Genomic DNA, 25,811 nt, shown 5'->3' with positions numbered 1-25,811 from the left:
CGGGAATAATATACCGACCGTTCGTTCTATAAAGATTACACGGCCTGCCGTCCGGGTCAACAGATGAAGCCATTTCCCCTAACCGGCACGGCATCGCTCAGACCACGCGAATGCCCAAATGGCCGGCCAGCAACGGGGCCATGAGACTCAACTGGTAATCGTCAATAACAACTCCGGCAAGCCCGGCCAACCCGTTGATACCCCGGAACTCCGAACTCCGCAGGTCCACGTCCTTGAGCTTGGCGCCGGTTACATCCAGGGTGCCGATGGTGCAATTCTTCAGCGATAGCCGTGTTCCCGTGCAGCCGCCCAGATCGAGCTCGTTGATGATGCAATCTGAAATCTGGACGTCCATCAGCTTGGAGCCGCGCAGGTTCACGTAGTCCAGCTTGCCGCCCTCGATCCGTACCGAACGCCACGTGCCTTCGTACAGCTCGGCTGATCCCCACCTCGGATTGCTGATCTCCACGTCCTGCCAGGAAGTCCGTGCCGCAGTGAAGACTGGCGCATACGGCTCGGCAAGGATGCATTCCCGGAACGTGGCGCCACGCAACTGGGCCTCGTTGAACGAGACGCCGGTGAACTCACACTCAATGAAGTCGGCACCGCTCAGTTCCTCCCCATCGGCAGACACCCTGGTAAACCTGATGCCGTCATACCGTTCGCCACGCTGGAAGTCCGGGGCGTCGTCGTCGCGCAGTTCTTCCAGGCGCACCGGGGAGATCTTGGGGGCTGCCACTTTTGCAGCCGCCATTAGAGGGATTCCGCCTTCGCAGCGATCTCGGCAAGGTCCTTGCTGAGGGCCTTTCGCGTAATGCTCATGCCGATCTTCCCGAACAAGGCCATGGCGACCTTGCTCCCGAGCGTGGGTTTGAGGACCTCGGCGCCGAATGTCAGCGTAAGGTCAGTTCCGCCGTCGCGCTCCGCCAGATTGAAGCGGGTGGTGTAGTCGGCGCCGCTCTGGAGTGCTTTGACTGTGGTGCTGCGGGGTGGGTCAGCCTGGGATACCCACATCTCCACGGTTTCCTGCCTGCCCATCATGGTCCGCGTTTCCTTCCAGCGGGTGCCCTCCCCATAAGGACCCTCACTGAGCATCTGGATTGCGTTGATGCCCGAAAGGGTGCCCGCGGAGCCCGGGATGTCCGAGAGGACCGCCCAAACTTTCTCCGGGCTGGCGTTGATGTGCTGCGTCAGGGTGGTGGTGTGATCCATACATCGAGCCTAGACCCGGGCACTGACAGTCCCAACTGGCGGGGGAACAAGGGCGGGATTAGCCTTAAAAAGCATCCATAGAGCCCGGTGATGAAGGGGACTCTTCAATGAACCATCGGCCAGCTTCAGCCAAGCGCACTGCGTCCCGTCCCGTCGAACTCCTCGCGGCAGCAGCTGTCCTAGCCTCCGTGGTTTCAGGCTGCACAGCTCCTGGGCCGAGCCTGCAGGGACCGTCGACTTCACAGTTCCCAGGCGCGACCGGCAGCCCACCCGGCGGACAAACCGCCGGGCAATCCGCAGGAGAATCCGCCGGACAATCCGGTCAAGGGGACAGCAACCCGGCCCCTCAGCAGGGTGCCGCGGACATCCCTGACATCATCAGCAATGTCCAGCCGTCGGTGGCTACCATCTTCACGGACGGCGGTTTGGGCAGTGGAGTCGTATATTCGCAGGATGGCCTGATCCTGACCAATGAACATGTGGTGCGCGGCAACCGCGATGTTGAGGTTGGCTTTGCTGACGGCCAGCGGGTGGCTGGCACCGTGCGGGCCACCGACGCCATCACTGATCTTGCCCTCGTGGAAGCAAAACGGACAGGTTTGCCGGCCGCGAAATTCCAAACCTCCCTGCCCCGGATCGGCGAGCTGGCGATCGTCATAGGCTCGCCGCTGGGATTCGAAAATACGGCGACGGCGGGCATCATCTCCGGCCTCCACCGCCAGATCCCGGGTTCGGCGTCCAGCAGCCAGTCCCTGGTGGACCTCATCCAGACCGACGCCGCGATCAGCCCCGGCAACTCAGGCGGAGCCGTAGTGAACAGCCGGGGCGAAGTGACCGGCATCAGCGAAGCCTACATTCCGCCGCAGTCAGGTGCGGTCGCCCTGGGCTTTGCCATCCCCGCTGCCACCGCCGTGAAAGTGGCTGACCAGCTGAAGGAGGATGGCACAGCCGATCACGCCTTCATTGGTTTGGGACCGGGGGATATCACTCAACAGATCGCCGACCGGCTGGGCCTGCCTGACACCCACGGGGCGCTGGCCCTTTCGGTGCAGGATGGCGGGCCGGCCGCCAAAGCCGGCATCCAGCCAGGGGACGTACTCGTCAAGCTCGATGGCAAGGACCTGGCAACCCCCGAGGATCTCCTCGCAGCCTTGAGAACCAAAAGTCCCGGGCAGAACGTGACGGTGGAATTCCGCAGGGGATCAGAAACGCAGGAAGTAAAGGTCCAACTGGCCGAACGCCCGTCCTCGTAGCCGAGACGCGGCGGGGCCTGCCCTGCGCCCCTACTCGTCACATAGAACGCAGACCATGCCCCACAACGCGAACGGCGGGTGCCCCCGGAAAGGAGGCACCCGCCGTCGAGCGTTTATGAGCCAAGCGTTAACTGAACAGTTCGCTCTTGGGCTCGTTGTTCTTGACCTTCTGCCAGCCAAGCCACAGGACGAGGGCGAAGAAGGGGATGGTCGCCAAGGTCCAGAGACCCAGAAGGAAGACCTCGCCGGTTGCCTTATCGGTCATGGTGTCGAAGCCGATCAGTACGGTTATGGCCAGCAGCGCAACCAGGCCCAGCCAGCTGGTCCACGGCGAACCGGGCATCGGCAGGCTGGAGACGTTGCCGCGCTTCTTCCGCAGGGCAATCTGGCTCGCGAAGATGGAGCCCCAGGTGAAGATCACACCGATGGAGGCCGTGTTCAGCGCGAGGTCGAACGCATGGGAGCCACCCAGCCAGATGTTGAGCAGGATACCCACCAGGTACACACCGCCGATCGCCAGGATGGCCGCGTACGGCACGTGGCGGGAGGACATCTTGGTGAGCCACTGCGGCGCGTGGCCGTTGTTGGCCATGGTCCGGAAGATGCGGCCGATCGAGTACAGGCCCGAGTTGCAGGAGGACAGCGCGGCGGTGATGACGATCATGTTCATGACGTCGCCCATCCAGCCGAGGCCCATCTGGCCGAACACGGTGACGAACGGCGAGGTGCCGGCCTTGTACTGGTCCGACGGCAGCAGCATCGCAAGCAGCATCACGGAACCGACGTAGAAGACAATAATGCGGATCACGACGGCGCGGATCGCCTTGGGAACTTCGCGTTCCGGGTTCTCCATCTCACCAGCGGTAATACCAACGAGTTCGATTGCGTTGTAGGCGAAGATCACGGCGTTGAGGACCAGGATCATGACCAGGCCGCCCTTGGGGAACATGCCACCGTCTTCGTGGAACAGGTTGCCCACCGAGGCATGGCCGTTGCCCACCTGGGCGTTGGTGACAACCATGAAGGTGCCAACGGCCAGGAAGATCAGGATGGCTGCGACCTTGAGGCACGAGGCCCAGAATTCGAACTCGCCGAAGGCCTTGACGCTGAACAGGTTCACGGCCACCAGCAGCACCAGCGCTGCAATGGCGGACAGTTCAACGGGGACGTTGGGGAAGAAGAACTGGAAGTACAGCCCGATTGCGATGAGCTCGGCAATGCCTGTCATGGCCCAGTTGATGAAGTACATCCAACCTGAAAGGAAGGCGCCCTTCTTGCCGAACATTTCACCGGCGTAGCTCACGAACGAGCCGGACGTCTGGCGGTACATGATGAGTTCGCCAAGGGCACGCATCAGCAGGTAAGCGATGACGCCGGCAATGGCGTAGGAGAAAATCAGGGCCGGGCCGGTGGAGGCCAGGCGGCCACCGGCGCCCATGAACAGGCCGACGCCGATTGCGCCGCCCATGGCGATCATGGTGACGTGGCGCCGGCTTAGGGTCTTCTGGTAACCCTCGGCGCTGAGGGTGGAGCCGACGGCGGTGGATGGGGCCGTGGGGTTCTGGAGTTCTGTGGGGGTACTTTGCGGCACAGCTGTTCCTTGTGGGTTGGGGTATTGCTGTAGGTGTTTACGCCCATGCCGGAACATGGGCGTCTTGGCCACACAAAATTCGAGCTTTCCCCGTTGGAGGACGTTGAAGTGTGACAAAGAACGCAGAACGCCGAAGGTTCGCGCAACCCGTCTATCTTACGGGATTAATGGGAATGCCCGTGACGCAGGCAACAGCACGCATCCTGGACACAGCAACGCGGGGTCACTTACGGCCCATGTTTCCCCCCGGAATGGGCCGTAAGTGACCCCGCGTTGCTTTAGGAGATCAGCACGATATTCCGGCTCTCATCTGCGAAGACTTCGTACGTCCGCAGGGGCTTGGCTCCCGTGGTGGAACACCCGGTTTCCAGCTCGAACGAGTGCTGGTGGAGCGGGCACATCACCACGCGCTGGTCGATGGTTCCGTCGGCAAGGGGGCCGCCCTTATGTGGGCACACTGCCGACACAGCCCGCAAGGTCCCGTCCCGTAGCCGGAAGACCGCAACCTGCTCGCCGTCGATCCCGAACGCCCGGCCTTCGCCGAACGGAATTTGGTCCACCGGCCCTACGACGTGTGGAATCTTCATCGGACCGGCACCTGCGGCAGGACTGTGAGCGGCAACGAGGTCCGGAATTGGCCGGGCGTGAGTGGATCATCGCGCTCACTCCACGGATCCACGTAGTTCTCCACGGACTCCTGCATCGCCTCATCCAGGCGGGAAGCGATGCCCTCGGAGTCGTCCAGGATGACGCTGCGGATGCGGTCGATCCCCACCCGGGGAACAAACGCATACGTCCGTTCCAGCCAGTTCGCGTTCTCCCGGTAGTACTGCATGAACCGACCCGCCAGCAGTGTGACTTCCTCCGGAGTATCCACCGTGACCAACAGATCGCCCTTGCGGATGTGGGCGCCGGCCGCTCCCCCAACATAGATTTCCCAGCGGCCTCCTTCCACCGCAACGACGCCTACGTCCTTGACCAAGGACTCCGCGCAGTTCCGCGGACATCCGGAGACTGCGAGTTTCAGTTTTGCCGGCGACTCGATTCCCTGGAAGCGGGATTCCAGCGAGATGCCCAAACCCGTGGAATCACCCGTGCCAAAGCGGCAGTAATCCTTCCCCACACAGGTCTTCACGGTGCGGAAACTCTTGCCGTAGGCGTAGCCGGAGGGCATGTCCAGATCGGCCCAAACCTGCGGAAGGTCTTCCTTGGGAACGCCCAGAAGGTCGATCCTTTGCCCACCGGTCAGCTTGATCATGGGAATGTTGTGCTTCTCCGCGACGTCGGCAATCGTGCGGAGCTGCTGCACGGACGTCACGCCTCCCTTCATCTGCGGAACCACGGAGAACGTGCCGTCACGCTGGATATTCGCATGCACGCGGTCGTTGATGAAGCGGGCGTCGCGCTCGTCGATGTATTGCTTTGGCAGCATCATCTTCAGGAGCGAGGCAAGGCCCATCTTGGATTTGGCATCTTCAGCGCTTCCGGGAGCCAGCGCAGCAAACACCTGGGAAACCGAGCGCAGACCAAGCTCCCGGATCCGGGACATCAACGCGGCCTTGTCCAGGGGAATACCGGGAACGTAGTAGCTCGCAGCCGGGTCATCTTCTACGGCGCCGTCGGCCGCCCATTCCACCACCTGCGAAACCAGCAGCTTGCAGGAACCACAGCCCTTGCCGGCCCGGGTAGCGTCCATGGCTGCCGGTACCGAACGGCAACCACCCTGCACCGCGGCAACAAGCGTTCCTTTGGAAACCCCATTGCAGTTGCAGACCTGTGCCGAATCCGCCAGTTCGGAAACACCTTCCTCTTCACCCGGCGAGCCGAGATCGAACATCAGCGAGAGCCGTTCCTCCGGCAGCGGCAGGCCCTGGTCAAAAGCCTGGGTCAAGTAGGCAACCTTGCGGCTGTCACCAAGAAGGGTAGCGCCCACCATCTTGTTGTCCCGGATCACGATCGACTTGAACACACCCCGGCTCGGTTCCGAGAAAACAATGTGCTCATCCGTGTCCCGTTCCGGGCCCGGCAGGCCCATGGAAGCGACGTCGACGCCGGCCACCTTCAGTTTGGTGGCGGTCCTGGAACCCAGATAGACCGAGGAACGATCCACACCGGTGATCTGGTCCGCCAGAACAGCGGCCTGCTCCCACAAGGGCGCTACGAGCCCATAAACCTCGCCCCGGTGTTGAACGCACTCCCCCACGGCATAGATGTCCTCTTCGTCCATGACGCGCAGGTGGTCATCCACCACGATGGCCCGTTCCACGGCCAAACCACTCACGACCGCGACATCCACGTTGGGCCGGATGCCGGCAGTCACAACCACCATGTCGCAGTCCAGCTCAGTGTCATCACGCAGCCGCACGCCGGTGATCCGGTCCTTGCCCAGTACCGCGGTGGTCCGGCTTCCTGTATGGACCTCGATGCCCAGCGCCTGGACGCTTCGCCGCAGTATTGCGCCGCCGCCGGGCCCTAATTGCGCGTTCATGAGGTGGCCACCGGAGTGGACCACCGCCACGTCAAGGCCGTACGCCTGCAGTCCCCGGGCAGCCTCGAGCCCCAGCAATCCCCCGCCAATCACCACAGCCCGGCGGTGATGCTCGTGCTGGGCGAACTGGACCATCTTGCGGGTATCGTCCATGGTCCGGAACGTGAAGACCCCGTGGCGCACCGATCCGCTGGGCGTGTAGAGGCCATCCATCGGGGGAAGGAACGAGTGGCTTCCGGTGGCGATGATCATGACATCGTAGGGAACCACCCTGCCATCGGCCGTAAAGACGTGTTTGCTGTACTTATCTATGCGCTCCACCCGGACCCCAGCGTGCAGGGTGATGTTGTTTTCCTGGTACCACGGCAGGGCGTTGAGGAAAATGTCGGCATCGCTTTCCTCGCCGGACAGCACGTGGCTGAGCATGATGCGGTTGTAGTTTCCGTACGGTTCGTCGCCGAAAATGGTGATGTCGAACGCGTCCCCGCCGCCGCGGGCCAGGATCTCCTCCACCGCACGTGCACCGGCCATGCCGTTGCCGATGACCACCAGCTGCCTGGTCATCAGTGCTCCACCATGCCCAGGTCCACCACCACGGAACCGCGGACGCCGGCCGGCGCGGCGATGTACAACTCGATCATCGAGCCGCCCTCGATATCTTCCACAACCCGCAACGGGACGTGCACATCGCCTTTGGCCCCGATGGGGAAATACCGCATCGGCACGCCGTCGCGCATAAGGACAACCGCGATGAGTTCGGAGCTGGTGTTGCCGCCGCGGAAGTAGAGCGTCTGGTTCACGACGCCGTCCGGAACAAAGTGCGCGAGCTCGCTGTGGAGGGGAACCGGCTTCTCCATACCGATGCCGTCAAACGGGAATATGCCTTGAAGGAAGAGGTTCTTGGAAATCACGGAAAGATCCTTTCGGCCGGCTTCCTTCCATGGTGCTCCGCCGTTGTTTCAGGACGCTCGATGCCGTGTTTCCATATGCAGGACAGGGCGTAACGATCCCTTTGCGAACAACTCACCCCGGCGGCAGCGTCGGCCACGTCGGCCACGTGGGCCTACAGCAACTCGCCATCCTGCATCCCGTACCGGACCCAGCTACCCACTGAACCGGCCGCGGCACACCGATCGAACCACTCCCCCAGCGCGCGGTCGTGGCTCACGATGATCAGTGTCCCGGCGAAGCCCGCGAGCGCAGCTTCCAACTGTTCCACGAGCACCGGCGCAAGGTGGTTGGTGGGTTCGTCCACGATCATGGTTTCGTAGCTGCCCAGGAGCAGCCTGGCCAGGGCGAGCCTGCGTTGCTGTCCGGCCGAGAGGCTGCCCACGGGAACGTGGAACTCCGCAGGCCGGAACAAGCCCAGGCGAAGCAGGGCCTCGGCATGTTCGTCGATGTTTCCGCCCAGTCCTGCGGCAAACGCCGGAAGGAGCCGGAGCCCGGGACGCGGGGGCACGTCGAGTTCCTGCTGCAGATATCCCACCGTGCCCTGAACGGCCAATGTTCCGCTGGCCGGCTCGAGCGTCCCGGCGAGCACGGAGACCAGCGTTGATTTTCCTGCGCCGTTTGGCCCGGTGATGAGGACCTTCTCCCCGGTTTCGACGCGCAGATCAGTCGATTTGAGGCGACCGGGCACGCTAATGCCGCGTGCTTCGATGGCCGGTCCAGCAGCTTCCTCCAGCTGAACGTCAAGTTGCACGGCGAGCTTGAGCGGCACGGGTGGCCGGTCAATGGGGTTCTCTTCGAGCCGCCGCAGGCGTTCCTGGGCGTTGCGAACTTTGCTGGTGGCTGCGCGTTGCCAGGTGCCTTTTTTGAAGCCGGTCGCAAATTTGTCGTTGTCGCGCACCCGGCCGTAGCCCATGCCGCCGGAAACCGTGGCTGCCTGGAACCGTTCGGCGGCCATGGCGTCGAGCCATTCCTCGTATTGCTGCACCCAACGGGCCCGCTGGGCGGCTTTCTCCCGCAGGTAACCTTCGTAGCCGTTGCCGTACCTATTGACGGAACGGCGCTCGGCGTCGACTTCGATTACCGTGCTGGCTACCTTCCGCAACAGGACGCGGTCGTGCGAAACCACCACCACGGTGCCTCGGTGCGCAGCCAACCTCGATTCCAGCCAGGCTGTGCCATTGGCGTCCAGGTGGTTGGTGGGCTCGTCCAGGAGCAGGGCTTCGGCAGGATCTGCCAGCAGGCAGGCGAGGGCAACGCGCTCCTGCTCGCCGCCGGACAAAGACCCAAGCGTTCGACGCCGGTCCAGGCCTCCCAGCCCCAGCCTGTCCAGCGCTGCTTCCACCCGGGACTCGGCAGCGTACCCCTCGCGGAGTTGGTACTGGGTCTGCAGGCTTCCGTAGAGTTCCAGGGTTTCGGGGTCCGCGTCCGCCAGGTCCTGTTCCAGTTCGGTGATGCGGGCCTCAAGCGAACGGAGTGCCTTAAGGGACTCGTCGATCGCGTCGCCGACAGTAATTGAGGCAGGAAGTCCGTGAGTCTGGGCGAGGTAGCCCACGCGGTAGCCGGCGTTTCCTGCCAACCCGGCCGTGCCGTCGTCGGGCGTTTCCACGCCGGCCAGCAGGCGGAGAAGGGTGGATTTCCCCGCCCCGTTTTCCCCGACAATGGCAACGTGCTCGCCGTGATCGATGGTGAGTTCAACGCCGTGGAAAAGTTCGCGGTCCCCGTAGCCGTGGGAAACGCCGGAAAGGTGAAGGTGGTCAGTCAAGAGATGTCCTCGCAAAGTCCGCAGTGAATGGCAGGAAACCGCTTGGGGTACTGCCTCAGTGGTCTACTGGGGATGCAGCCGGATGGACGGGCTGCTCTCAAGACTTCATCGCTCCAGACTGCCCGGCGAATCGGGGCACGTCAAGTTTCAGGCCGCCGCGACCGCGCGCTTCCGCCGGGCCTTTGCCACGCGCGTACCAATCAGTCCTTGCCGCGGACTGAACAGATAGACGACGGCGAACACCGCACCTTGGGTGACCACCACCATGGCCCCTGATGCCGTGTCCAGGTAGTAGCTCAGGTAGATGCCGGTCATGGAGCACGCCACCGAGATGACGGGGGCGATCACCAGCATCCGGGAGAACCGGTCCGTCAGCAGGTAGGCGGTGGCACCGGGAATGATCAGCATGGCTACCACCAGCACCACGCCCACGGTTTGCAAAGCCACCACGGATGTCAGCGCCAGCAGGCCGAGCAGCAGCGCTCCAAGCCGCCGGGGCGACAGTCCAATGGCGTGGGCATGCGTGGGGTCGAACGCGTACAGCGTGAGGTCCCGGCGCTTGAGGATCAGGATCGCGAAAGCCACCACGCCAAGGACCACAACCTGGATGAGGTCAGGGACGCTGACGCCCAGAAGGTTGCCGAAGATGATGTGGTTCAGGTCAGTCTGGCTGGGTGTCACGGAGATCAGCACCAGGCCCAGCGCGAACAGCGAGGTGAACACGATGCCGATTGCCGCATCTTCCTTCACGCGGCTGGTGTTCCGCACCACCCCGATCAACGTCACGGCAATCAGCGCGAACACCAACGCACCAAGCGCGAACGGCGCACCCACAATGTAGGCGAGCACGACGCCGGGAAGCACCGCGTGCGATACGGCGTCGCCCATGAGGGACCAACCGATCAGAACGAGCCAGCAGCTAAGGACCGCACAAACCACCGCTGCAATTGCCGTGGTGGCGAGGGCGCGGACCATGAAGTCGTAGCTCAAAGGTTCAAGCAGGAATTCCACGGCTTAGCCCCTGTTCATGACGTCAAGGCCAAATGCCATGGCTAGATTTTCAGGTTGCAGCACCACGTCCGGGCTGCCATGCATCAGCACCTTACGCATCAGGAGCACTGCTTCGTCGCAGAGCTGAGGGAGCGCGTGGAGGTCGTGGGTGGAGATAAGGATGGTGGCGCCGTCAGCCGCAAGTTCGCGCAGGAGCCTGGTGATAGTGGCTTCGGATCGCTTATCCACTCCGGCGAAGGGTTCATCCAGCAGCATCATGGTGGCGCCTTGTGCGATGCCCCGGGCTACAAAGGCACGCTTTTTCTGCCCGCCGGACAGCTGGCCGATTTGGCGGTCGGCAAACTCGCCAAGCTCCACGCGGTCCAGGGCCTGTTCGACGGCGTCCCGGTCTGCTTTCCGTGGACGGCGGGTGAAACCGAGGTGCCCATAGCGGCCCATCATCACTACGTCCCGGACGGACAAGGGGAAGGCCCAGTCCACATCCTCGCTTTGCGGGACGTAGCCGATCCCGGCCTCCTTGCGGGTCTTCATGGGCGGGTGACCGTTGATGAGGACCCGGCCGGAATCGGGCTTCACCATGCCCATGATGGTCTTGAACAGGGTGGACTTGCCCGAGCCGTTCATGCCGACCAAACCGCAGATTCTGGAGTGGTCCAGGGTGAGGGATGCGGAGTCCAGCGCCAGCACCTCGCCGTAGTGGACCGTGACATTCTCAACGACGATCGCGGGACTGGTCATGACGCTCCTCCTGTCAGGGCCGTGGTGATGGTCTTCGCATCGTGGCGGATGAGGTCCAAATACGTGGGAACAGGACCATCTGCTTCTGATAACGAGTCCACGTAGAGTACGCCACCGAATTTGGCGCCGGTAGCACCGACGACTTGCCGCATGGGGGCGTCGGAGACGGTGGATTCGCAGAACACGGCCGGCACCTGGTTGTCCTTGACGAATTCGATTGCCCGCGCGATCTGCTGGGGCGTTGCCTGCTGCTCAGCGTTCACGGCCCAGATGTAGACCTCTTTGAGTCCGGCATCCCGGGCCAGGTAGGAGAACGCACCTTCGCACGTCACCAGCGCCCGGTGTGCTTCGGGCAGAACGGAGAGCTTGGAGACCATCTCGTCCTGGACGGTCTGCAGTTTGGCGTTGTAGGCCTTGGCATTGGCTTCAAACTCGCCGGCATGGGCGGGGTCGAGCTTGGCGAAGGCCTTGGCCATGTTGTTGGCGTAGATCTGGACGTTGCTGGGGGACATCCATGCGTGCGGGTTTGGTTTGCCCTGGTAGGAGTCTTCTGCAATGGGCATGACCTTCACGCCGTCGCTCACCACAGCGTGGGGCACATCGAGTCCCTCCACGAATTGGGAGAACCATGCTTCAAGGTTCAGGCCGTTATCCAGGATGAGGTCGGCCTGGGCAGCCTTGCGGATGTCCCCGGGAGTTGGCTCATAGCCGTGGATTTCGGCCCCGGCCTTGGTGATGGATTCCACGCGGAGCTTGTCACCGGCGACGTTTTTGGCGACGTCGGCCAAAACGGTAAACGTGGTCAGGACAACGGGCTTGTCGTCACCACCGGCAGAGGAATTCCCTCCGCAGGCGGACACCCCGAGCACCAGAGCGGATGCGGTCAGTAAGGCGGCGAATCGGCGGACAACTTTGGCGCGCCGAAACGGAAAGTTAGGCATACCGAAAAGTGTAGCGAAGCGGGGGCCACCCAGCAAAGATAGTCTGGTCATATGGGCACCATTTCGATGCGGGCGAGGCTTTACCGGTTCAATGCCCTGGACGCAGTCGCCGTGGCCGCCTACGTGGGGTTCACGGTCTACTTCACTTTTGCGGGCGAATCCGTGGAGCGAATGATGCTCCGGCTTTTTTCCGACCCCGCCACGGCTTCCTATGCCGTCAACGCGGTCTTCTATGCTGCCGTCGGGGTCTTTGCCTTGGCGTCCGCCTGGCGCATTGTTGGCCGCGACATCAAGATCCTGGGCACCCGTCCCTGGTTCACCCTTGGAATGATTCCCCTTGCGGTGGTGGTCATGCTGATCGTCACGGCAATTCTGGTTGCGGCGCTCGGTACGGCGCAGACCTCCGAAAACCAGTTGGGCATCCAAGGCCTCCTTCAGCGTGTGCCGGCCTGGCTCATGGTGCCGCTGCTGGTGGTCCTGGGGCCGTTCGTCGAGGAGTACCTGTTCCGGCACCTGCTGATCGGCAAGTTGTCGCAGTACGTGAACATTTGGATCTGCTGCGCGATTTCGGTAGGAGTTTTCGCCTCGATCCATGTTGTGGGCAGGGAAGGGCTGGCGTTGTCGGCTCTTGCGCCTTATCTCGGCATGGCCCTTGTGCTGGTGGCGGTCTATGTGTGGACGGGAAAGAACCTGATGTTCTCCTACTTCGTCCATGCGGCCAAGAACCTCCTGGCCGTGGTTCTCATTTATGCGATCCCGCCGGACTTCCTCCCCACCGGGTAACAGAGGCATGCCAGGACCTGCAGCCAAGGCCGCGAGTTCTGCATCAGCCGAGGCCATTACTAGACTCGGACTGTGAACAACCAACTCCCTGCCAAGGTTTCCGACATCTTTGACCCCTCACGCTGGCGCACCGTTTCCGGCTTCGACGACTTCAAGGACATGACGTACCACCGGCAAGTTGAGCGTTCCAGCGACGGCACGGTCAAGGATCTCCCCACTGTACGTATCGCCTTCAACCGCCCCGAGGTCCGCAACGCCTTCCGTCCGGGCACTGTGGACGAGCTGTACCGGGCCATGGACCACGCGCGCATGTCTCCTGACGTTGCCACCGTGCTGCTCACGGGCAACGGACCGTCGGAAAAGGACGGCGGGCACTCGTTCTGTTCAGGCGGCGACCAGCGGATCCGTGGCCGGGACGGCTACCGCTACGCCCAAGGAGACACCCAGGAAACCATCGATCCCGCACGCGCCGGACGCCTTCACATCCTGGAAGTCCAGCGGCTCATGCGGACCATGCCCAAGGTGGTCATCGCCGTCGTCAACGGTTGGGCAGCCGGCGGCGGACATTCCCTCCACGTGGTCAGCGACCTCACCATCGCCTCCCGCGAACACGGCAAGTTCAAGCAGACTGACGCCACCGTGGGAAGTTTCGACGCCGGATACGGCTCTGCGCTGCTGGCCCGCCAGATAGGGCAGAAAGCCGCGCGGGAGATCTTCTTCCTGGCCCGCGAATACTCCGCCGAGGACATGGTCCGGATGGGAGCCGTCAACGAGGCCGTGGACCACGCGCGGCTGGAGGAAGTCGCATTGGAGTACGCGGCTGATATCGCCCGCCAATCCCCCCAGGCCATCCGCATGCTGAAGTTCGCCTTCAACCTGGCCGATGACGGCCTGGCCGGGCAGCAGGTCTTCGCCGGTGAAGCCACACGGCTGGCCTACATGACGGACGAGGCCGTGGAGGGCAAGGAAGCCTTCCTCCAGAAACGCGACCCCGACTGGTCCAACTTCCCCTACTACTTCTAGGACTCCCCTGTGGACATCGATCCCGTACTCAAAGCACTGGCCACTGCCCTGCATGGCGAGGGTCCCGCCGTCGAAATCGTGGTTCACGAGGACGGGCGGCCGGAAGCCGTTCCGGTAGAGACCGGCGTGGAAGAGGCCGCGGTGGTGGTACGGACCTCCGGCTCCACCGGAACACCGAAGGCCACCATCCTTACTGTGGATGCCCTGGCGGCCTCCTCCGTGGCAACGGCCATGGCATTGCGCGGCGAAGGCCAATGGCTGCTGGCACTGCCCTTGCAGTATGTGGCCGGCGTCCAGGTCCTGGTCCGCTCGCTCTACGCAGGGACGCGGCCCTGGGTGATGGACCAGTCGAACGGCTTCACGCCCGAGGCATTCACCGCTGCGGCGGGGGAACTGACGGACAAGATCCGCTTCACGTCGCTGGTCCCCACCCAGCTGCAGCGGCTCCTGGACTCCCCCGCACCGGAAACCCTTGCCGCGCTGCGCCGCTTCAATGCCATCCTGCTGGGCGGCGCGCCAGCGTCGGCTGAACTCCTTGCCGCCGCCCATGCCGAGGGCCTCAAGGTGGTGACCACCTACGGATCAGCCGAGACGTGCGGCGGCTGCGTGTACGACGGCGAGCCGCTGGACGGCGTCGAGGTCCGCATCGGCGAGGGCGAACTGGAAGGCCGCATCCTGCTGGGCGGCGACACCGTGGCGGCGGGCTACCTTGACGCCCCGCGGGCCACAAAGTCCGCGTTCCTCGAGGAAGACGGCGTGCGTTGGTTCGTCACGGGCGACCTCGGCGAAATTGCCGGTGACGGCAAGCTCACTGTCCTGGGCCGCGCCGACGACGTCATCATCAGCGGCGGCGTCAAGGCCTCTGCCGGCTATATCCAAAGCAAACTGGAAGAGCTCGACGGCGTCACTGCAGCTTTCGTCGCGGGTGTACCGTCGCGAGAATGGGGCCAGGCCGTGGCAGCCTACGTGGCCATGTCCGACCCCTCGCCGGAAGGGCTTAAGGGCTTCACGGCCCGCCGCGAAGCAGCATTGGGAGTTCTGGCCCCCAAGACTGTGGTCGCCAGGAAGGAATTGCTGATGCTGCCCAACGGAAAACCGGACCGGCTGGCCATGATCGAACAGCTTTCCGCCGTGCATCAGGGACAATAGACACGTTCTGCCCTCATGACTCCGACCAAAGATCAACGCGAAATACACGAGGTACTACACGTGGCGACAGCTGCACAATGGATTCAAGGAGCCCGGCTCCGCACACTGCCCGCGGCAATCGCGCCCGTACTGATCGGTTCGGCAGCGGCGTACGAGCTCCATGCTTTCCGGCTGCCGAATGCGATCCTGGCGGCGCTCGTGGCGCTCCTCCTCCAAGTGGGCGTCAACTACGCCAATGACTACTCGGACGGCATCCGCGGGACGGACGAGGACCGGGTAGGGCCACTGCGCCTGGTTGGTTCCAGGCTCGCCAAGCCCGAGCAAGTGAAGTGGGCGGCCTTTGGACTGTTCGGCGCGGCCATGGTGTGCGGGTTGATCCTGGTCATCATCACCCAGACCTGGTGGCTGATCCTGGTGGGCCTCGGTTGCGTTCTGGCGGCCTGGGGTTACACGGGCGGCAAAAACCCCTACGGCTACCTTGGCTTGGGCGACGTCTTCGTCTTCGTGTTCTTCGGACTGGTAGCAACGCTCGGCACAACCTACACCCAGGCCGGACAGGTCAGCCTTGCAGCAGTCATCGGCGCGATCGGTACTGGGCTCATCGCCTGCGCCCTGCTTATGGCCAACAACGTCCGGGATATTCCCACGGACACAGCGGCAGGCAAACGGACCTTGGCCGTGCGTCTTGGAGACAGGCATGCCCGCGAGAGCTACGTATTGATGCTGGCCGTCGCCATCCTGCTGGTGATTGTGCTGGCACCCACCAAGCCGTGGATGTTGATCGTTCTTCTGCTGATCCCCGCCTGCCTGATGCCCGCCTGGCTCATGGTCAACGGCAAGAAGCGCAAGAGCCTCATTCCCGTGCTCAAGCAGACCGGACTGATCAACCTCGGCTACAGCCTGCTGTTCTCGCTCGGCCTGATCCTGAGCCGCGGCTTCTGAGTTTCCGAGCTTCTGAGCTTCTGTAACGAAAGCTACTTGGAACCCGGGCGTTTGTCGTTGTTGACGGCAATGTCCGGGTTCTGCTCCACCAGGCCATCCTCCGCCTCGGCGTCCTCAACTTCGCCAGCGGTGCGAATGGGCTTGGCCCGGCCGGAAAAGCGTTCCCGGATGGCCGCAGTGGCGGCGTCGCGCTGTTTCTGGAAGAAGAGGTAACTGATGGCGAACGCGATCAGCCCCGCGAAGACCACCGCCAGGATCCAGCCCACCTGCAAAAGGGCGAACAGGATGAACAGCGGCACGAACAGCGCCAAACGGATGAGGGAATACTTCAGGAAAGCCACTATCCAAGTTTAGCCGCCCGTATGGTTGCACTCTGATCACAGCCGGAGCCGGGCGTCCAGTGAATGCCTTCCGGCGACTAGACTTGGTGCATGCTCCGGGTTGTTGGCGTCGTCGTCGTCCTTGTTATCTTCGTCTACGCCCTCGTGGACGTGATACGTACCGATGGCAGATACACACGCGGCATCTCCAAGCCCGCCTGGATCGTGGTCATGATCGTCCTGCCCCTTCTGGGTGCAGTCCTCTGGTTCATCTTCGGCAGGCCCTACGGCAAGCCCTCGGCGCAGCCCATCCGCCGCCACCCCACCGCCCCGGATGACGATCCCGAGTTCCTCCGCAACCTCGAAACCCGCCGCCGGAACACCGCCGAAGAAGAGCGCCTCAAGAAGCTCAAGGCAGAGCTGGAAGCCAAAGAGCGAAAACTCAATGGTACTGATGGCCAGGAGGGCAGCCAGGGCAATAAAGCCCCCGGGTACAAGTCCGGCGATGCCAAACGCGGCGAGCCGGATACCCATGGCACCGACGAACTGAAGTAGGGAACATGGCCCGGCAAGCTGATGGATCACGGCAGTCTTCTACTACCGCGTCACCCATCGGCGGGCCACCACCGTCCACGCCGCAGTCCAGCTCCGGCGTTTCCCTGTCTCCTCCCCCACTCGGCTCGCCTAGCCCGCCCGTCGAAACCGCACCCGGCGACGCCGTCGTGGGGCCACCAGGCCCGGCGCTGCTGTCCAGGTGGTTGTGGGTAGCCAGCTTTGCCGCAGGAACCGCAGTAGTCGTCACCAGTTTCCTTGCCCGCGATTCGCACCTGGATCGTCTCCAGGACGTTATCGCGGGAAAACTCCCCGACGGCGACGCCCAGGCAATCGAGGGAGCGACCGCCGTCGTGTTCCTGGGAAGCCTGGCCATGCTTGCGCTGGTGGTCGCTATGGAAGCCGTCCTGCTGGCTGTGGCCTTCAGGCGCCGCAGCTGGGCGCGCTGGCTGCTGGCACCGGTGGCGCTCCTGCACGCCGTGGTCACAGTGATCACGGCCGATTTCGTCGTCGCGCCGGGAGGCGAAGGCATCCTGTCCACTGTGCTGCTTGCCGTGCAGTACGTCCTGGCTGCAGCAGGCCTGATCCTGTTGTTCCTGCCGTCCACCACGGCGTGGCTGATAAGCGGACGCCGGCGCGCAACGGAAATCTAAGGCGTTACTGAAATCTAAGGCGTTCCGGAAATCTAAGGCGTTCCGCGGCTTAGAGCCCGGAGTACGAGTGCAGACCGTTGAAGACGGTGTTCACGAGTGTGAAGTTGATGATCACGCAGGCGTAGCCAACGATCGACAACCACGCTGCGCGGGTTCCCGTCCAACCACGGGTAGCCCGGGCGTGAAGGTAGCCGGCGTAGACCACCCAAATGACAAACGTCCACACTTCCTTGGGGTCCCAGCCCCAGAACCTGCCCCAGGCCTTCTCAGCCCAGATGGCACCGAACATGAGGGTGAACGTCCAGCCGATGAAGGCGATGGCGTTGATGCGGTAGGACAGGTTTTCCAGGCTCAGGGCGTTCGGGACCACCCTCATGAAGCCAAGATTGTCCGCCCGGCCCGCGGCCAGGTTCTTCTGCCGGTACGACTGAACCAACTGCAGCGCGGACATGGCGAAGGTTAAAGTAAACAGGGCCGAGGACAGGACCGCGATGGAGACGTGGATGATCAGCCAGTAACTCTGCAGGGCCGGGACCAGGTGGCCCACCGGCGTCCAGAACGATACCGAAGCAGCCACCAGCATGATGATGGCCAGGCCGATGACGAACGTACCGAGGAACCGCAGGTCACGGCGGATGAGCACGATCAGGAAGACTGCCACGGCGACGAATGCACCGGTGGTGAGGAACTCGTACATGTTCCCCCACGGCACCCGGCCTGCGCCCAGTGCACGGGTCACAACGCCCGCACCATGAATGAGTACGCCCAGTACTGTAAGTGCCACAGCCACCCGGGCAGGCACACGCCGTTCGGCTGAGTACTTCATGTCACCGGCCGCTGTGCCACCCTCGATGGTGAGGCCCGACGTCGGACGCTCGGCACGGCCGGCCGGCCCACCGGCGTCGGCCCCTCCCAAGCGTCCGCTGGCGCGACCAGCGGCCACCGCCACCTTCTCTGAAGGAGAGCTGGCGGCAGCCTTCAAGTCGATTGCACGCAGCGCCTTGCTGCTCTTGGCCAGGTCCCAGGCAAACGCGATAAACGCCACGGTGTACGTGCCGGCGGCCAGCAGCATGAACAGCTCGCTGTACTGGCCCAGGGTTTCGTTGATGACGGGCATTACTGGTCCTTCGAGGTTGGGGAAGAGACTGTGGGGGTTGCTGCCTGGTTGCCGGAGTCAGAGGAGATCTGCCATTCCCGGGTAAAGAGTTCGCGGAGGGCTGCTGCTTCGCCCGCGAGCCGGTGGTCTTCGCCTCGCGCCAGCAGGCCATACTCCACCATGGTGCGGCCGTCCTGGTGGGTTCCAGTGCGGACCCAGACACGGCGGCGGTTGACGTAGAGCGAAGTCACCAGGCCGGCAACGGCCAGTAGGCCGAAGATCAACGCGTACAGCTGCCCGGGGTTGTGGTGGACGTCCACGCCGATGTACTTCTTGACGCCGTCGAAGCTGATGCTGCCTTTGCCGTCCGGCAGCGTTTTCGTCATCCCTGGGGCAAGCGTGATTCCGCCGGCTTCAAGTTTCCGGCCGTTGAGCTGCGTGAGGTCCCTGACGTCCAGCTCGAACACGTTCTGGGGCACGCCCTTGTCCAGGCCGAGGTCGCCGTAGTAGGAGTCAAGGCTCAACTGTGGGTTGAAGAGTTCAGGACTTGCGCTGAAGGAGATGCCCTCATCGGATTTGAACGCCGTGGGCAGGAAGAAGCCTTGGAACGCCAGCTGGTCCGGTTTGCCGTCCGGCACCTTGATGACCACGGATGAGTAGTAGTTGTCGCCTTGGACCTTGGCCGTGACCGGCCCCTGGAAAGCGATGTTGCCCTCGCCGTCGCGGACTGTCACTACGGGGGCGTAGCCGTTTCCCGTGAGGTACAGGCTGGTGCCGCCCAGTGTGATGGGATCGTTGACCTTGAGGATTTCCTTCTTCGCCGGCGAATCCGGATTTTCCTTGGTGGTGACCTCAGCGGTGTAGTCGATGGGCTGGCCGATCTTCTTCGGCGATTCGCGATCGAAGGTGGCCTCGAACTTGTCCAACTGAATGGAGTAGGGCTGGAGCCAACTGCTCTGGAAGTTGGTGCCCGGCGTGAATTGGTCGTAACCCACCAAAGTATTGACGAACGTCTCGCCCTCTACCAGGATCCGCTGGCCGCTGTAGCCGAACAGGCCGCCGATAGCCACGGAAACCAACACGCCGATCAGGGAAGTGTGGAAGACCAGGTTGCCGACTTCCTTCAGGAAGCCGCGCTCGGCACCCAGGGACGGGAGGTCGCCGTCGACGTCCCTGACTTCCACGCGGTAGCCGCGCCTTTTGAGCAGTCCGGCGGCATCGTTGATAGCTTTCGACGCCGGGATCCCGGCGTCGGCGGGCAGCGCCAAGGTGCCGTACTCCGGCAGTCGCGAAAGGCGCTTGGGCGTGCGCGGCGGCTGCGACTTCATCGCCTTGTAGTGGGCGATGGCCCGCGGGGTGACGCAACCGATCAGGGAGATGAACAGCAGGATGTAAATGGCCGAGAACCAGGCCGACGAGTACACGTCATAGAGCTGCAGGGCGTCGAGCAGCTGACCATAGGACGGGTTGTCCTTGATGTACTGGGTGACAACCGCAGGGTTCGCAGGGCGTTGCGGGAACAGGGACCCCGGCACCGCGCCCACGGCCAACAGGAGCAGCAGGAACAACGCCGTCCGCATGCTCGTCAGCTGGGTCCAAGCCCACCGAAGCATGCCCAGGATACCCAAGGAGGGCAGCGCGGCCTCGGACTTGGCCTGCTGGAGTTTTCCTTCCGCTGTCTTCGTGTTCGTGCTTTCAGCGGGTGGTGACTTCTTCTTGGCTTTCACGGACTCGCTCATCAGATTGGCAACTTCACATCGGTTTGGAACCAGTACTGCAACTCGGTCACCCAGTTTCCCCACACACCGGTGGCCATCAGGATGCCGAGCAAAATCAGGATGCCTCCGCCAAACCGCTGGATCGCCAGGCGGTGCGTCCGGAAGAAGGACATGACGCCCATGCCCCGCCGGACGGCAAGGGCGATCAGGAGGAACGGGATACCCAGGCCAAGGCTGTAAACGAAGGCCAGGAGCGCACCCTTTGCCGCCGACGATCCGCCGGACAAGCTCAGCAACTGTACCGCGGAGTATGTGGGCCCGATGCATGGGGCCCACCCCAGGCCGAACGTCAGCCCCAGGAGCGGCGCGCCCCACAGGCCGGCCGGAGGCTTCGCATGGATTTTGGCGTCGCGCTGCAGCCAACCAAAGCCACCCATAAAGACGACGCCCATGAGGATGACCAGAATGCCCAGCACTTGGGTGATCCAGGCGTTCTGCGGGCCTGTCAGGAGGGTCCCAAGCTGCCCAAAGGCACCGCCCAGGAGGACAAAGATCACCGAAAAGCCCAGCACAAACAGCCCAATACCTGCCAGCATGCGGCCGCGCCGCTGCTTTTGGAGATCGACGCCGGTCAGTCCCGTGACGTAGCCAAGGTAGCCGGGGACGAGTGGCAGCACGCACGGCGAAAGGAACGAGACGAGTCCGGCCAGCAGCGCGACCGGCACGGCAAGCAGCAGTGATCCGTTCAGGATCGTCTCGGCGAAAGGACTGTTCATTGGTACTACTCAGCCACTGCGGACGTAATGAGGGCCTTCAACGTGCTCTTCTCAATTTCGCCGAGGACGCGGGAGGCAACTTTGCCCTCCTTGTCCAGGACCAATGTGGTGGGCACCGCGCCCGGAGGCACGATTCCGGACACAGACAGGAGCACGGCCCCGTCTTTGTCGTTGAAGCTCGGGTAGGTGAGGTTGAAGGTCTTGTCGAAGGCCTCTGCGGTGGCTTTCTCGTCACGCAGGTTAACGCCGAAGAATTGAACGCCTTGGTCCTTGAAGTCCTGGTGCAGGGCTTCAAGCTGGGGAGCTTCGACGCGACACGGGGCACAGGCCGCGAACCAGAAGTTCAAGACCGTGACTTTACCCTTGAGATCTTCGGGCTTGACCGTCTCCCCATTGAAGAGTGTCCCCTTGAGCGCCACCGGTGCAGCGCGGTCGGCTTTGGCGAACTCGGTGACGGAACCGTCCCCGGCCACGTAGTTCTTGTTGTCGCCTTTTCGGGCCTGCTCTGCGAGGGAGTCCTTCTGGGCGCAGGCCGACAGGCCCATGGTAAGTCCTGCCAACAGGACACCACCGGCTGTGAGCACGCCGCGACGCGAAACGTTGTTGTTCATGTGCCTACGCCCCCGGAGTGCTTGCTGCACCGGGAAGGAGCACGGCAGCAGGTTCGCTGTATTCGACCCGCACAATCCTGCCGTCCTCGTCCAGGACCAGGGATGTCAGGGAGGTCAAGGTGCACTCACGCTTACGGGGGTCGTGCGCCAGCCGGCGGCCCTCGGCGGACAGGCGGGTGGACCAGATGGGAAGCTGATGGCTGACGAGGATCGCTTCCGCGCCGTCGCCACCCAGTTCGATCGCCTTGACGCGCGCATCTTCAACGGCAGCCATGACGCGTGCGGCCTGCTCTTTGTAGGGCTCGCCCCAGGACGGGCGCAGGGGGTTCCGGAAATAGAGCCAGTGCTTGGGCTTCAGGAATTCGCTGCGCGTGGGGTGGAGTCCCTCGAAGTGGTTCTCTGCTTCGATGATCCTGGGGTCTGTATGGATATCGAGATGGAGTGCCTCGGCAGTGGGCATTGCCGTTTCCTGGGCGCGCGTGAGCGGCGAGGCGACCAAGTGGACAATCCTGGCACCCTCGTTTGCGCGGACGGTGAAGTGCTCGGCCAGCATGCGGGCCATCTCCCGGCCCCGCTCGGAGAGATGGAATTCAGGCAGCCGGCCATAGAGGACGCCATCGGGATTATGGACCTCGCCATGGCGAAGCAGATGGACAGTTGCTTGGGGCATGTTTACCAGTTTCTCAAAGAAGCGGGGCGATCCGAAATCTTCTACCGTCAGTAGAACTCAAAGTTTTCTCAAAATGTTCCGTGGAGTTGGAATAAAAGATGCATATGCATGTTTATACTAGACACGAAGCTCGGTTGACGTTTCAAGTAAATGCATCAACCAGTCCGCCGGGCAAGCAAGCGGTACCTTCCACTACATACAGGAGAAACATCATGATGACCCTTCCCGCCAACGTCACCACCGGCATCTGGACCCTCGACGCTTCCCACAGCGAGATCGGCTTCACCGTCCGCCACGCAGGTATCAGCAAGGTCCGCGGCGTCTTCAAGGATGCCGAAGCAACCCTCGAAGTCGGCGAGACGCTGACGGACTCCAAGGTCAACGCAACCATCCGGACCGCCAGCTTTGACTCCGGCGACGTCAACCGCGACGGCCACGTCAAGGGCGAAGACTTCTTCGATGTGGAGAAGTACCCGGAGATCACCTTCGTCTCCCGCCACGTCAAGGCAAACGGCGACGGCTTCGATCTTGTGGGCGATCTCACCATCAAGGGGGTCACCAAGGAAGTTTCCATCGAAACCGAATTCAACGGCGTCGCAGTGGATCCCTTCGGCAACACCCGTGCAGGCGTCTCCGGCGAAACCACCATCAGCCGCAAGGACTTCGGCCTGACCTGGAACGCCGTGCTTGAGGCCGGTGGCGTCCTGGTCAGCGACAAGGTTGTCATCAACCTGGAACTCGCGTTCATCGCACCGGCAGCTGCCTAGATCCACAGCAGCTTGCACGGGAACTCGTACAGCAGTCCCGAGTAAACGGCGCCCCGTCACAGTTCCGCTGTGGGGGCGCCGTTTCGCATACTCATTCGCGTACTCGGAAGTCACCCTGCGATTATTCGGCAAACACCCTGTAGTTCACTGCGAGGCAGCTCCGAATTTCCTATGCATCCCTCAACCTGCGGTCTAAAGTGATGCCATGAGTAACCCAGACGAAGTACCACAGCCTCAGCAGCCCGGCGCCCAGCCTCCGCAGCCCGGCAATGTTCCTCCTGCGGGTTACCAACCACCGCAGGGTTACCAACCACCCCAGGGCTACCAGCCGCCGTCGCAACCAGGTCAGTATTCGCAGCCTGGCCAGTACTCGCAGCCCGGGCCAGGCCAGCCCGGACAGGCGGGCGGTTTCCACTTCGAAATGCCCACCGACGGCCCCCGCAATTTCAATGACATCCTTCCGCAAGGTGGTTTCTCGGGCCTCTTCAAGACCATGGGCCTGCCCACCGAGCTCAAAGTGTCGTACTTCATTTGGGTCATCTCGGGACTCCTGGGCCTCCTGTTTGGCCTCATCGGGCTTTTCGCCATCATCGCAGCGTTCGCTTTCATGCCGGGAGTTGCCGCACTCCTCCTGGTTCTCCTGATCATCAGCCTTGCTGTTGCAGCCGCCCAGATAGTCCTTGCCATGAAGATGAAGGAAGGCAAGGAATGGGCACGCCTCGCCCTCACCGTCCTTGCCGCAGTTTCCCTGTTGCTCGCCATCTTCGGCTCCATCAACGCCGGCGGACCCGGTGCAGGCCTGGGTGGCAACTGGTTCGGTTTCCTGGTCAGCGCAGTGGCCGTTGTGCTGATGTGGCTGCCGAACTCGCAGCTGTGGTTCAAGGCAGTAAAGGGCGCCGTCTAACCTGCCTGAAGTACCGCCGTCGGGCTCTCATCCAAGCCGCCCTGACAGGTGCACAAGGCCGTGGTGGTCCATTGGACCACCGCGGCCTTCATCATGAAGGCGTACGCCATCGTGATGATTTCATCTGAAGCAGGAAATTCCTGCGTGTGATCATCCGCAGCACCGGACCCCGGAGGTACGGTGGAAGCAGAACCAGGCTGGGGGCAGGGTCTTTTTGCTGATCCCGGCAGCCGTACCAGCAGTCGAACAAGCAAAGGAATGCCATGAGCAACCCTCCATACCCGCCGTCCAACGCCGGGGACGCCAAACCGGGCGATCCCAACACCGGTGATAACAAGGGCGACGCCAACAAGCCTGAGCAGCCGGGCCAGCCATCCATGCCACAGTACGGTCAGCCGTCGGCACCGCAGTACGGCCAGCAGACTCCCCAATATGGTCAGCAGCCCAGCGCTCCGCAGTACGGTCAGCAGTCCCCGGCTGCTCCCCAATATGGCCAGCCCCCGGCTCCCCAATATGGTCAGCAGGCTCCCCAGTTTGGCCAACAGTCGCCGCAGTTTGGTCAGCAGTCGCCCTACGGCCAGCAGCCGTCTCCCTACGGTCAGCAGGCCCCGCAATACGGGCAGGACACCAACTGGCCCAGCCAGCAGCCAGGGCCTGCTACGGTTCCCCCGCTGGTCAACATCTCCTTCTGGATGATCATCGCAGCGGGCATCCTGTCCGCCATCAGCTCGCTGATCCTGGCCACCACCGGCTCGGATGCCTTCATCAACTCGATGATCCAGCAGGCTGCACAGCAGGGCACCGAATTCCCGGAAGGCTCCCTGGAAGGCATGCGTGGCGGTATCGTCGTTGCCGCCATCATTGGAGCCATCGTGTCCCTGGGCCTCTACGCCTTGGTTGCATTCCCGGTCCGCAAGGGCAAGAACTGGGCCAGGATCCTGGGCACCGTCTTCGCGGCGATCTCCGTCCTCGGCCTCGCCGGACTGTTCCAGTTCGGTGCTACGTATGGCATCCTGCAGCTCTTGGTGATCCTGCTGGGAGTTGCCGCAATCGTCCTGCTGTACCTGCCGGCGTCGGCTCCGTATTTCCGTAAGCCGCAGCCTTTCGGCAACCCGTACCAGAACCCGTACGGCCGCTAAACCACGGCAGTTCGTTCCACAGCGGGCGCGGACCCGGAAAGGCTAGACAGCCTGACCCGGTGTCTGCGCCCGTTGTGCGTGGTACGCCAGGATCTGCAGCTCGGTGGCCATATCCACCTTGCGGAGGTTCACGTGCGGCGGAACCTGCAGGAGAACCGGAGCAAAGCTCAGGATGCTCCGGATTCCGGCAGCGATGACGCGATCACAGACTTCCTGGGCCACTGTGGCGGGCAATGCCAGCACCACCATGTTGGTGTGGGTGCGTTCCAGGACACGTTCAAGTTCCGCTGAATCGCTGACCCGCAACCAACCCACCTCGTTGCCGATCACCATGGGGTCTGCGTCGAAAATAGCTACGACGTCGAATCCCCGGGACTCGAAGCCGCCGTACCGCGCCAGGGCCTTGCCGAGGTTACCGGCGCCGACGATTGCGACCTTCCAGTCATGCGTCAGGCCAAGGGCTGCAGCAATGTGACGGCTCAGGTACTGGACTTCGTAGCCCACCCCGCGGGTCCCGTACGAGCCCACGTAGGAAAGGTCTTTGCGGAGCGTGGAGGAGCTGACGCCTGAAGCCTCGGCCAACGCGTCCGATGACACACGTTCCACGCCTTCTGCCAGGAGCGAGTTGAGCGCGCGCAAATAGAGAGTCATCCGGGCCACAGCCGCGGGCGGGATCTGCTTGGCGGCAGGTTCGTTGTCCCCGCTTGTTGCCCCCGGGGACGGTTCCAGCGCAGTCACGGTTTTCTCCATTGCGTCGCTTG

Annotated in this window: 27 protein-coding genes; 10 read left to right on the top strand and 17 right to left on the bottom strand. The window is 62.9% G+C overall.

What is annotated here, in order from left to right; all coding sequences use genetic code 11:
- Positions 1-97: 97 nt before the first annotated feature.
- Together AC6I97_RS07090 and AC6I97_RS07085 are read right to left on the bottom strand one after the other, a co-directional pair.
- Positions 98-754 carry a pentapeptide repeat-containing protein gene (locus AC6I97_RS07090; protein WP_224165256.1) on the bottom strand — a complete coding sequence of 219 codons (657 nt, stop codon included), beginning with the start codon at positions 752-754 and terminating at the stop codon, positions 98-100.
- Positions 754-1,212: an SRPBCC family protein gene (locus AC6I97_RS07085; protein WP_497944505.1), complete on the bottom strand. Its 459-nt coding sequence runs from the start codon at positions 1,210-1,212 to the stop codon at positions 754-756. The genes AC6I97_RS07090 and AC6I97_RS07085 overlap by 1 nt, the downstream gene beginning before the upstream one ends.
- Before the next feature lie 107 nt (positions 1,213-1,319).
- On the opposite strand from AC6I97_RS07085, the gene AC6I97_RS07080 reads away from it, so the two are divergent.
- Positions 1,320-2,465 (top strand): S1C family serine protease, encoded by a 1,146-nt coding sequence (locus tag AC6I97_RS07080; RefSeq protein WP_497944504.1) that lies wholly within the window; start codon positions 1,320-1,322, stop codon positions 2,463-2,465.
- 127 nt (positions 2,466-2,592) lie between these two features.
- Here the strand turns inward: AC6I97_RS07080 and AC6I97_RS07075 are convergent, their stop codons facing one another.
- The 8 genes from AC6I97_RS07075 to AC6I97_RS07040 form a co-directional block, all read right to left on the bottom strand.
- Positions 2,593-4,056 carry an amino acid permease gene (locus AC6I97_RS07075; protein ID WP_309925219.1) on the bottom strand — a complete coding sequence of 488 codons (1,464 nt, stop codon included), beginning with the start codon at positions 4,054-4,056 and terminating at the stop codon, positions 2,593-2,595.
- A gap of 278 nt (positions 4,057-4,334) precedes the next feature.
- Positions 4,335-4,643, bottom strand: coding sequence for a Rieske (2Fe-2S) protein (locus AC6I97_RS07070; protein ID WP_224088752.1), 309 nt, complete (start codon positions 4,641-4,643; stop codon positions 4,335-4,337).
- Positions 4,640-7,108: a nitrite reductase large subunit NirB gene (nirB, locus tag AC6I97_RS07065; protein ID WP_497944503.1), complete on the bottom strand. Its 2,469-nt coding sequence runs from the start codon at positions 7,106-7,108 to the stop codon at positions 4,640-4,642. The genes AC6I97_RS07070 and nirB overlap by 4 nt, the downstream gene beginning before the upstream one ends.
- Positions 7,108-7,455: a molybdopterin oxidoreductase gene (locus AC6I97_RS07060; RefSeq protein ID WP_224088755.1), complete on the bottom strand. Its 348-nt coding sequence runs from the start codon at positions 7,453-7,455 to the stop codon at positions 7,108-7,110. Before AC6I97_RS07060 ends, nirB begins: the two co-directional genes overlap by 1 nt.
- A 152-nt stretch (positions 7,456-7,607) precedes the next feature.
- Positions 7,608-9,257, bottom strand: a complete 1,650-nt coding sequence (locus AC6I97_RS07055; RefSeq protein WP_497944502.1) for an ABC-F family ATP-binding cassette domain-containing protein — start codon at positions 9,255-9,257, stop codon at positions 7,608-7,610.
- Between the two features lie 147 nt (positions 9,258-9,404).
- A complete protein-coding gene (locus AC6I97_RS07050; RefSeq protein WP_224088757.1) occupies positions 9,405-10,268 on the bottom strand; it encodes a metal ABC transporter permease in 864 nt (287 codons plus the stop codon).
- Between the two features lie 3 nt (positions 10,269-10,271).
- Entirely contained in the window at positions 10,272-11,006 is a 735-nt protein-coding gene (locus AC6I97_RS07045) for a metal ABC transporter ATP-binding protein (RefSeq protein WP_224088758.1), read from the bottom strand.
- On the bottom strand, positions 11,003-11,947 hold the full coding sequence (locus tag AC6I97_RS07040) for a metal ABC transporter substrate-binding protein (protein ID WP_309925205.1): 945 nt from the start codon (positions 11,945-11,947) through the stop codon (positions 11,003-11,005). Before AC6I97_RS07040 ends, AC6I97_RS07045 begins: the two co-directional genes overlap by 4 nt.
- A gap of 51 nt (positions 11,948-11,998) precedes the next feature.
- On the opposite strand from AC6I97_RS07040, the gene AC6I97_RS07035 reads away from it, so the two are divergent.
- The 4 genes from AC6I97_RS07035 to AC6I97_RS07020 all read left to right on the top strand — a co-directional run bounded on the left by AC6I97_RS07035 (position 11,999) and on the right by AC6I97_RS07020 (position 15,844).
- The gene (locus AC6I97_RS07035; RefSeq protein WP_309925203.1) at positions 11,999-12,730 is read left to right on the top strand and encodes a CPBP family intramembrane glutamic endopeptidase; all 732 of its coding nucleotides are present in this window, start codon (positions 11,999-12,001) and stop codon (positions 12,728-12,730) included.
- Between the two features lie 72 nt (positions 12,731-12,802).
- On the top strand, positions 12,803-13,753 hold the full coding sequence (locus AC6I97_RS07030) for a 1,4-dihydroxy-2-naphthoyl-CoA synthase (protein ID WP_497944501.1): 951 nt from the start codon (positions 12,803-12,805) through the stop codon (positions 13,751-13,753).
- A 9-nt stretch (positions 13,754-13,762) separates the two neighbouring features.
- Positions 13,763-14,902, top strand: coding sequence for an AMP-binding protein (locus AC6I97_RS07025; protein ID WP_497944500.1), 1,140 nt, complete (start codon positions 13,763-13,765; stop codon positions 14,900-14,902).
- Between the two features lie 60 nt (positions 14,903-14,962).
- Entirely contained in the window at positions 14,963-15,844 is an 882-nt protein-coding gene (locus AC6I97_RS07020; protein ID WP_224088765.1) for a 1,4-dihydroxy-2-naphthoate polyprenyltransferase, read from the top strand.
- A gap of 32 nt (positions 15,845-15,876) precedes the next feature.
- On the opposite strand, the gene AC6I97_RS07015 is transcribed toward AC6I97_RS07020, so the two are convergent.
- Entirely contained in the window at positions 15,877-16,188 is a 312-nt protein-coding gene (locus AC6I97_RS07015; RefSeq protein WP_497946962.1) for a DUF4229 domain-containing protein, read from the bottom strand.
- An 87-nt stretch (positions 16,189-16,275) separates the two neighbouring features.
- Here AC6I97_RS07015 and AC6I97_RS07010 point away from each other — a divergent pair, with 87 nt between their 5' ends.
- Together AC6I97_RS07010 and AC6I97_RS07005 are read left to right on the top strand one after the other, a co-directional pair.
- Complete coding sequence (locus tag AC6I97_RS07010; protein ID WP_224165264.1) at positions 16,276-16,719, top strand: PLD nuclease N-terminal domain-containing protein; 444 nt, start codon at positions 16,276-16,278, stop codon at positions 16,717-16,719.
- 5 nt (positions 16,720-16,724) lie between these two features.
- Positions 16,725-17,369 carry a hypothetical protein gene (locus AC6I97_RS07005; protein ID WP_497944499.1) on the top strand — a complete coding sequence of 215 codons (645 nt, stop codon included), beginning with the start codon at positions 16,725-16,727 and terminating at the stop codon, positions 17,367-17,369.
- A gap of 49 nt (positions 17,370-17,418) precedes the next feature.
- Here the strand turns inward: AC6I97_RS07005 and ccsB are convergent, their stop codons facing one another.
- From ccsB to AC6I97_RS06980, 5 genes are read right to left on the bottom strand one after another with little or no spacing between them, the layout of a single operon-like run.
- Positions 17,419-18,486, bottom strand: coding sequence for a c-type cytochrome biogenesis protein CcsB (gene ccsB / locus AC6I97_RS07000; RefSeq protein WP_309925194.1), 1,068 nt, complete (start codon positions 18,484-18,486; stop codon positions 17,419-17,421).
- Complete coding sequence (gene resB, locus AC6I97_RS06995; protein WP_497944498.1) at positions 18,486-20,204, bottom strand: cytochrome c biogenesis protein ResB; 1,719 nt, start codon at positions 20,202-20,204, stop codon at positions 18,486-18,488. Before resB ends, ccsB begins: the two co-directional genes overlap by 1 nt.
- Positions 20,204-20,959, bottom strand: a complete 756-nt coding sequence (locus AC6I97_RS06990; RefSeq protein ID WP_309925189.1) for a cytochrome c biogenesis CcdA family protein — start codon at positions 20,957-20,959, stop codon at positions 20,204-20,206. Before AC6I97_RS06990 ends, resB begins: the two co-directional genes overlap by 1 nt.
- A 5-nt stretch (positions 20,960-20,964) precedes the next feature.
- The gene (locus AC6I97_RS06985; protein ID WP_309925187.1) at positions 20,965-21,570 is read right to left on the bottom strand and encodes a TlpA family protein disulfide reductase; all 606 of its coding nucleotides are present in this window, start codon (positions 21,568-21,570) and stop codon (positions 20,965-20,967) included.
- 4 nt (positions 21,571-21,574) lie between these two features.
- The gene (locus tag AC6I97_RS06980) at positions 21,575-22,240 is read right to left on the bottom strand and encodes a histidine phosphatase family protein (protein ID WP_224088776.1); all 666 of its coding nucleotides are present in this window, start codon (positions 22,238-22,240) and stop codon (positions 21,575-21,577) included.
- 215 nt (positions 22,241-22,455) lie between these two features.
- Between AC6I97_RS06980 and AC6I97_RS06975 the strand changes: the two genes are divergently transcribed.
- The 3 genes from AC6I97_RS06975 (at position 22,456) to AC6I97_RS06965 (ending at position 25,050) form a co-directional block, all read left to right on the top strand.
- A complete protein-coding gene (locus AC6I97_RS06975) occupies positions 22,456-23,007 on the top strand; it encodes a YceI family protein (RefSeq protein ID WP_224091146.1) in 552 nt (183 codons plus the stop codon).
- Positions 23,008-23,212: 205 nt separating this feature from the next.
- Positions 23,213-23,911, top strand: coding sequence for a hypothetical protein (locus AC6I97_RS06970; protein WP_497944497.1), 699 nt, complete (start codon positions 23,213-23,215; stop codon positions 23,909-23,911).
- 263 nt (positions 23,912-24,174) lie between these two features.
- Entirely contained in the window at positions 24,175-25,050 is an 876-nt protein-coding gene (locus AC6I97_RS06965; protein ID WP_497947277.1) for a hypothetical protein, read from the top strand.
- A gap of 42 nt (positions 25,051-25,092) precedes the next feature.
- Here the strand turns inward: AC6I97_RS06965 and AC6I97_RS06960 are convergent, their stop codons facing one another.
- Positions 25,093-25,800, bottom strand: coding sequence for a redox-sensing transcriptional repressor Rex (locus AC6I97_RS06960; RefSeq protein WP_224088779.1), 708 nt, complete (start codon positions 25,798-25,800; stop codon positions 25,093-25,095).
- Positions 25,801-25,811 lie beyond the last annotated feature (11 nt).

It is taken from the genome of Arthrobacter sp. TmtSoilC48, assembly GCF_059739425.1.
This window is presented reverse-complemented; position numbering and strand designations above follow the sequence as displayed.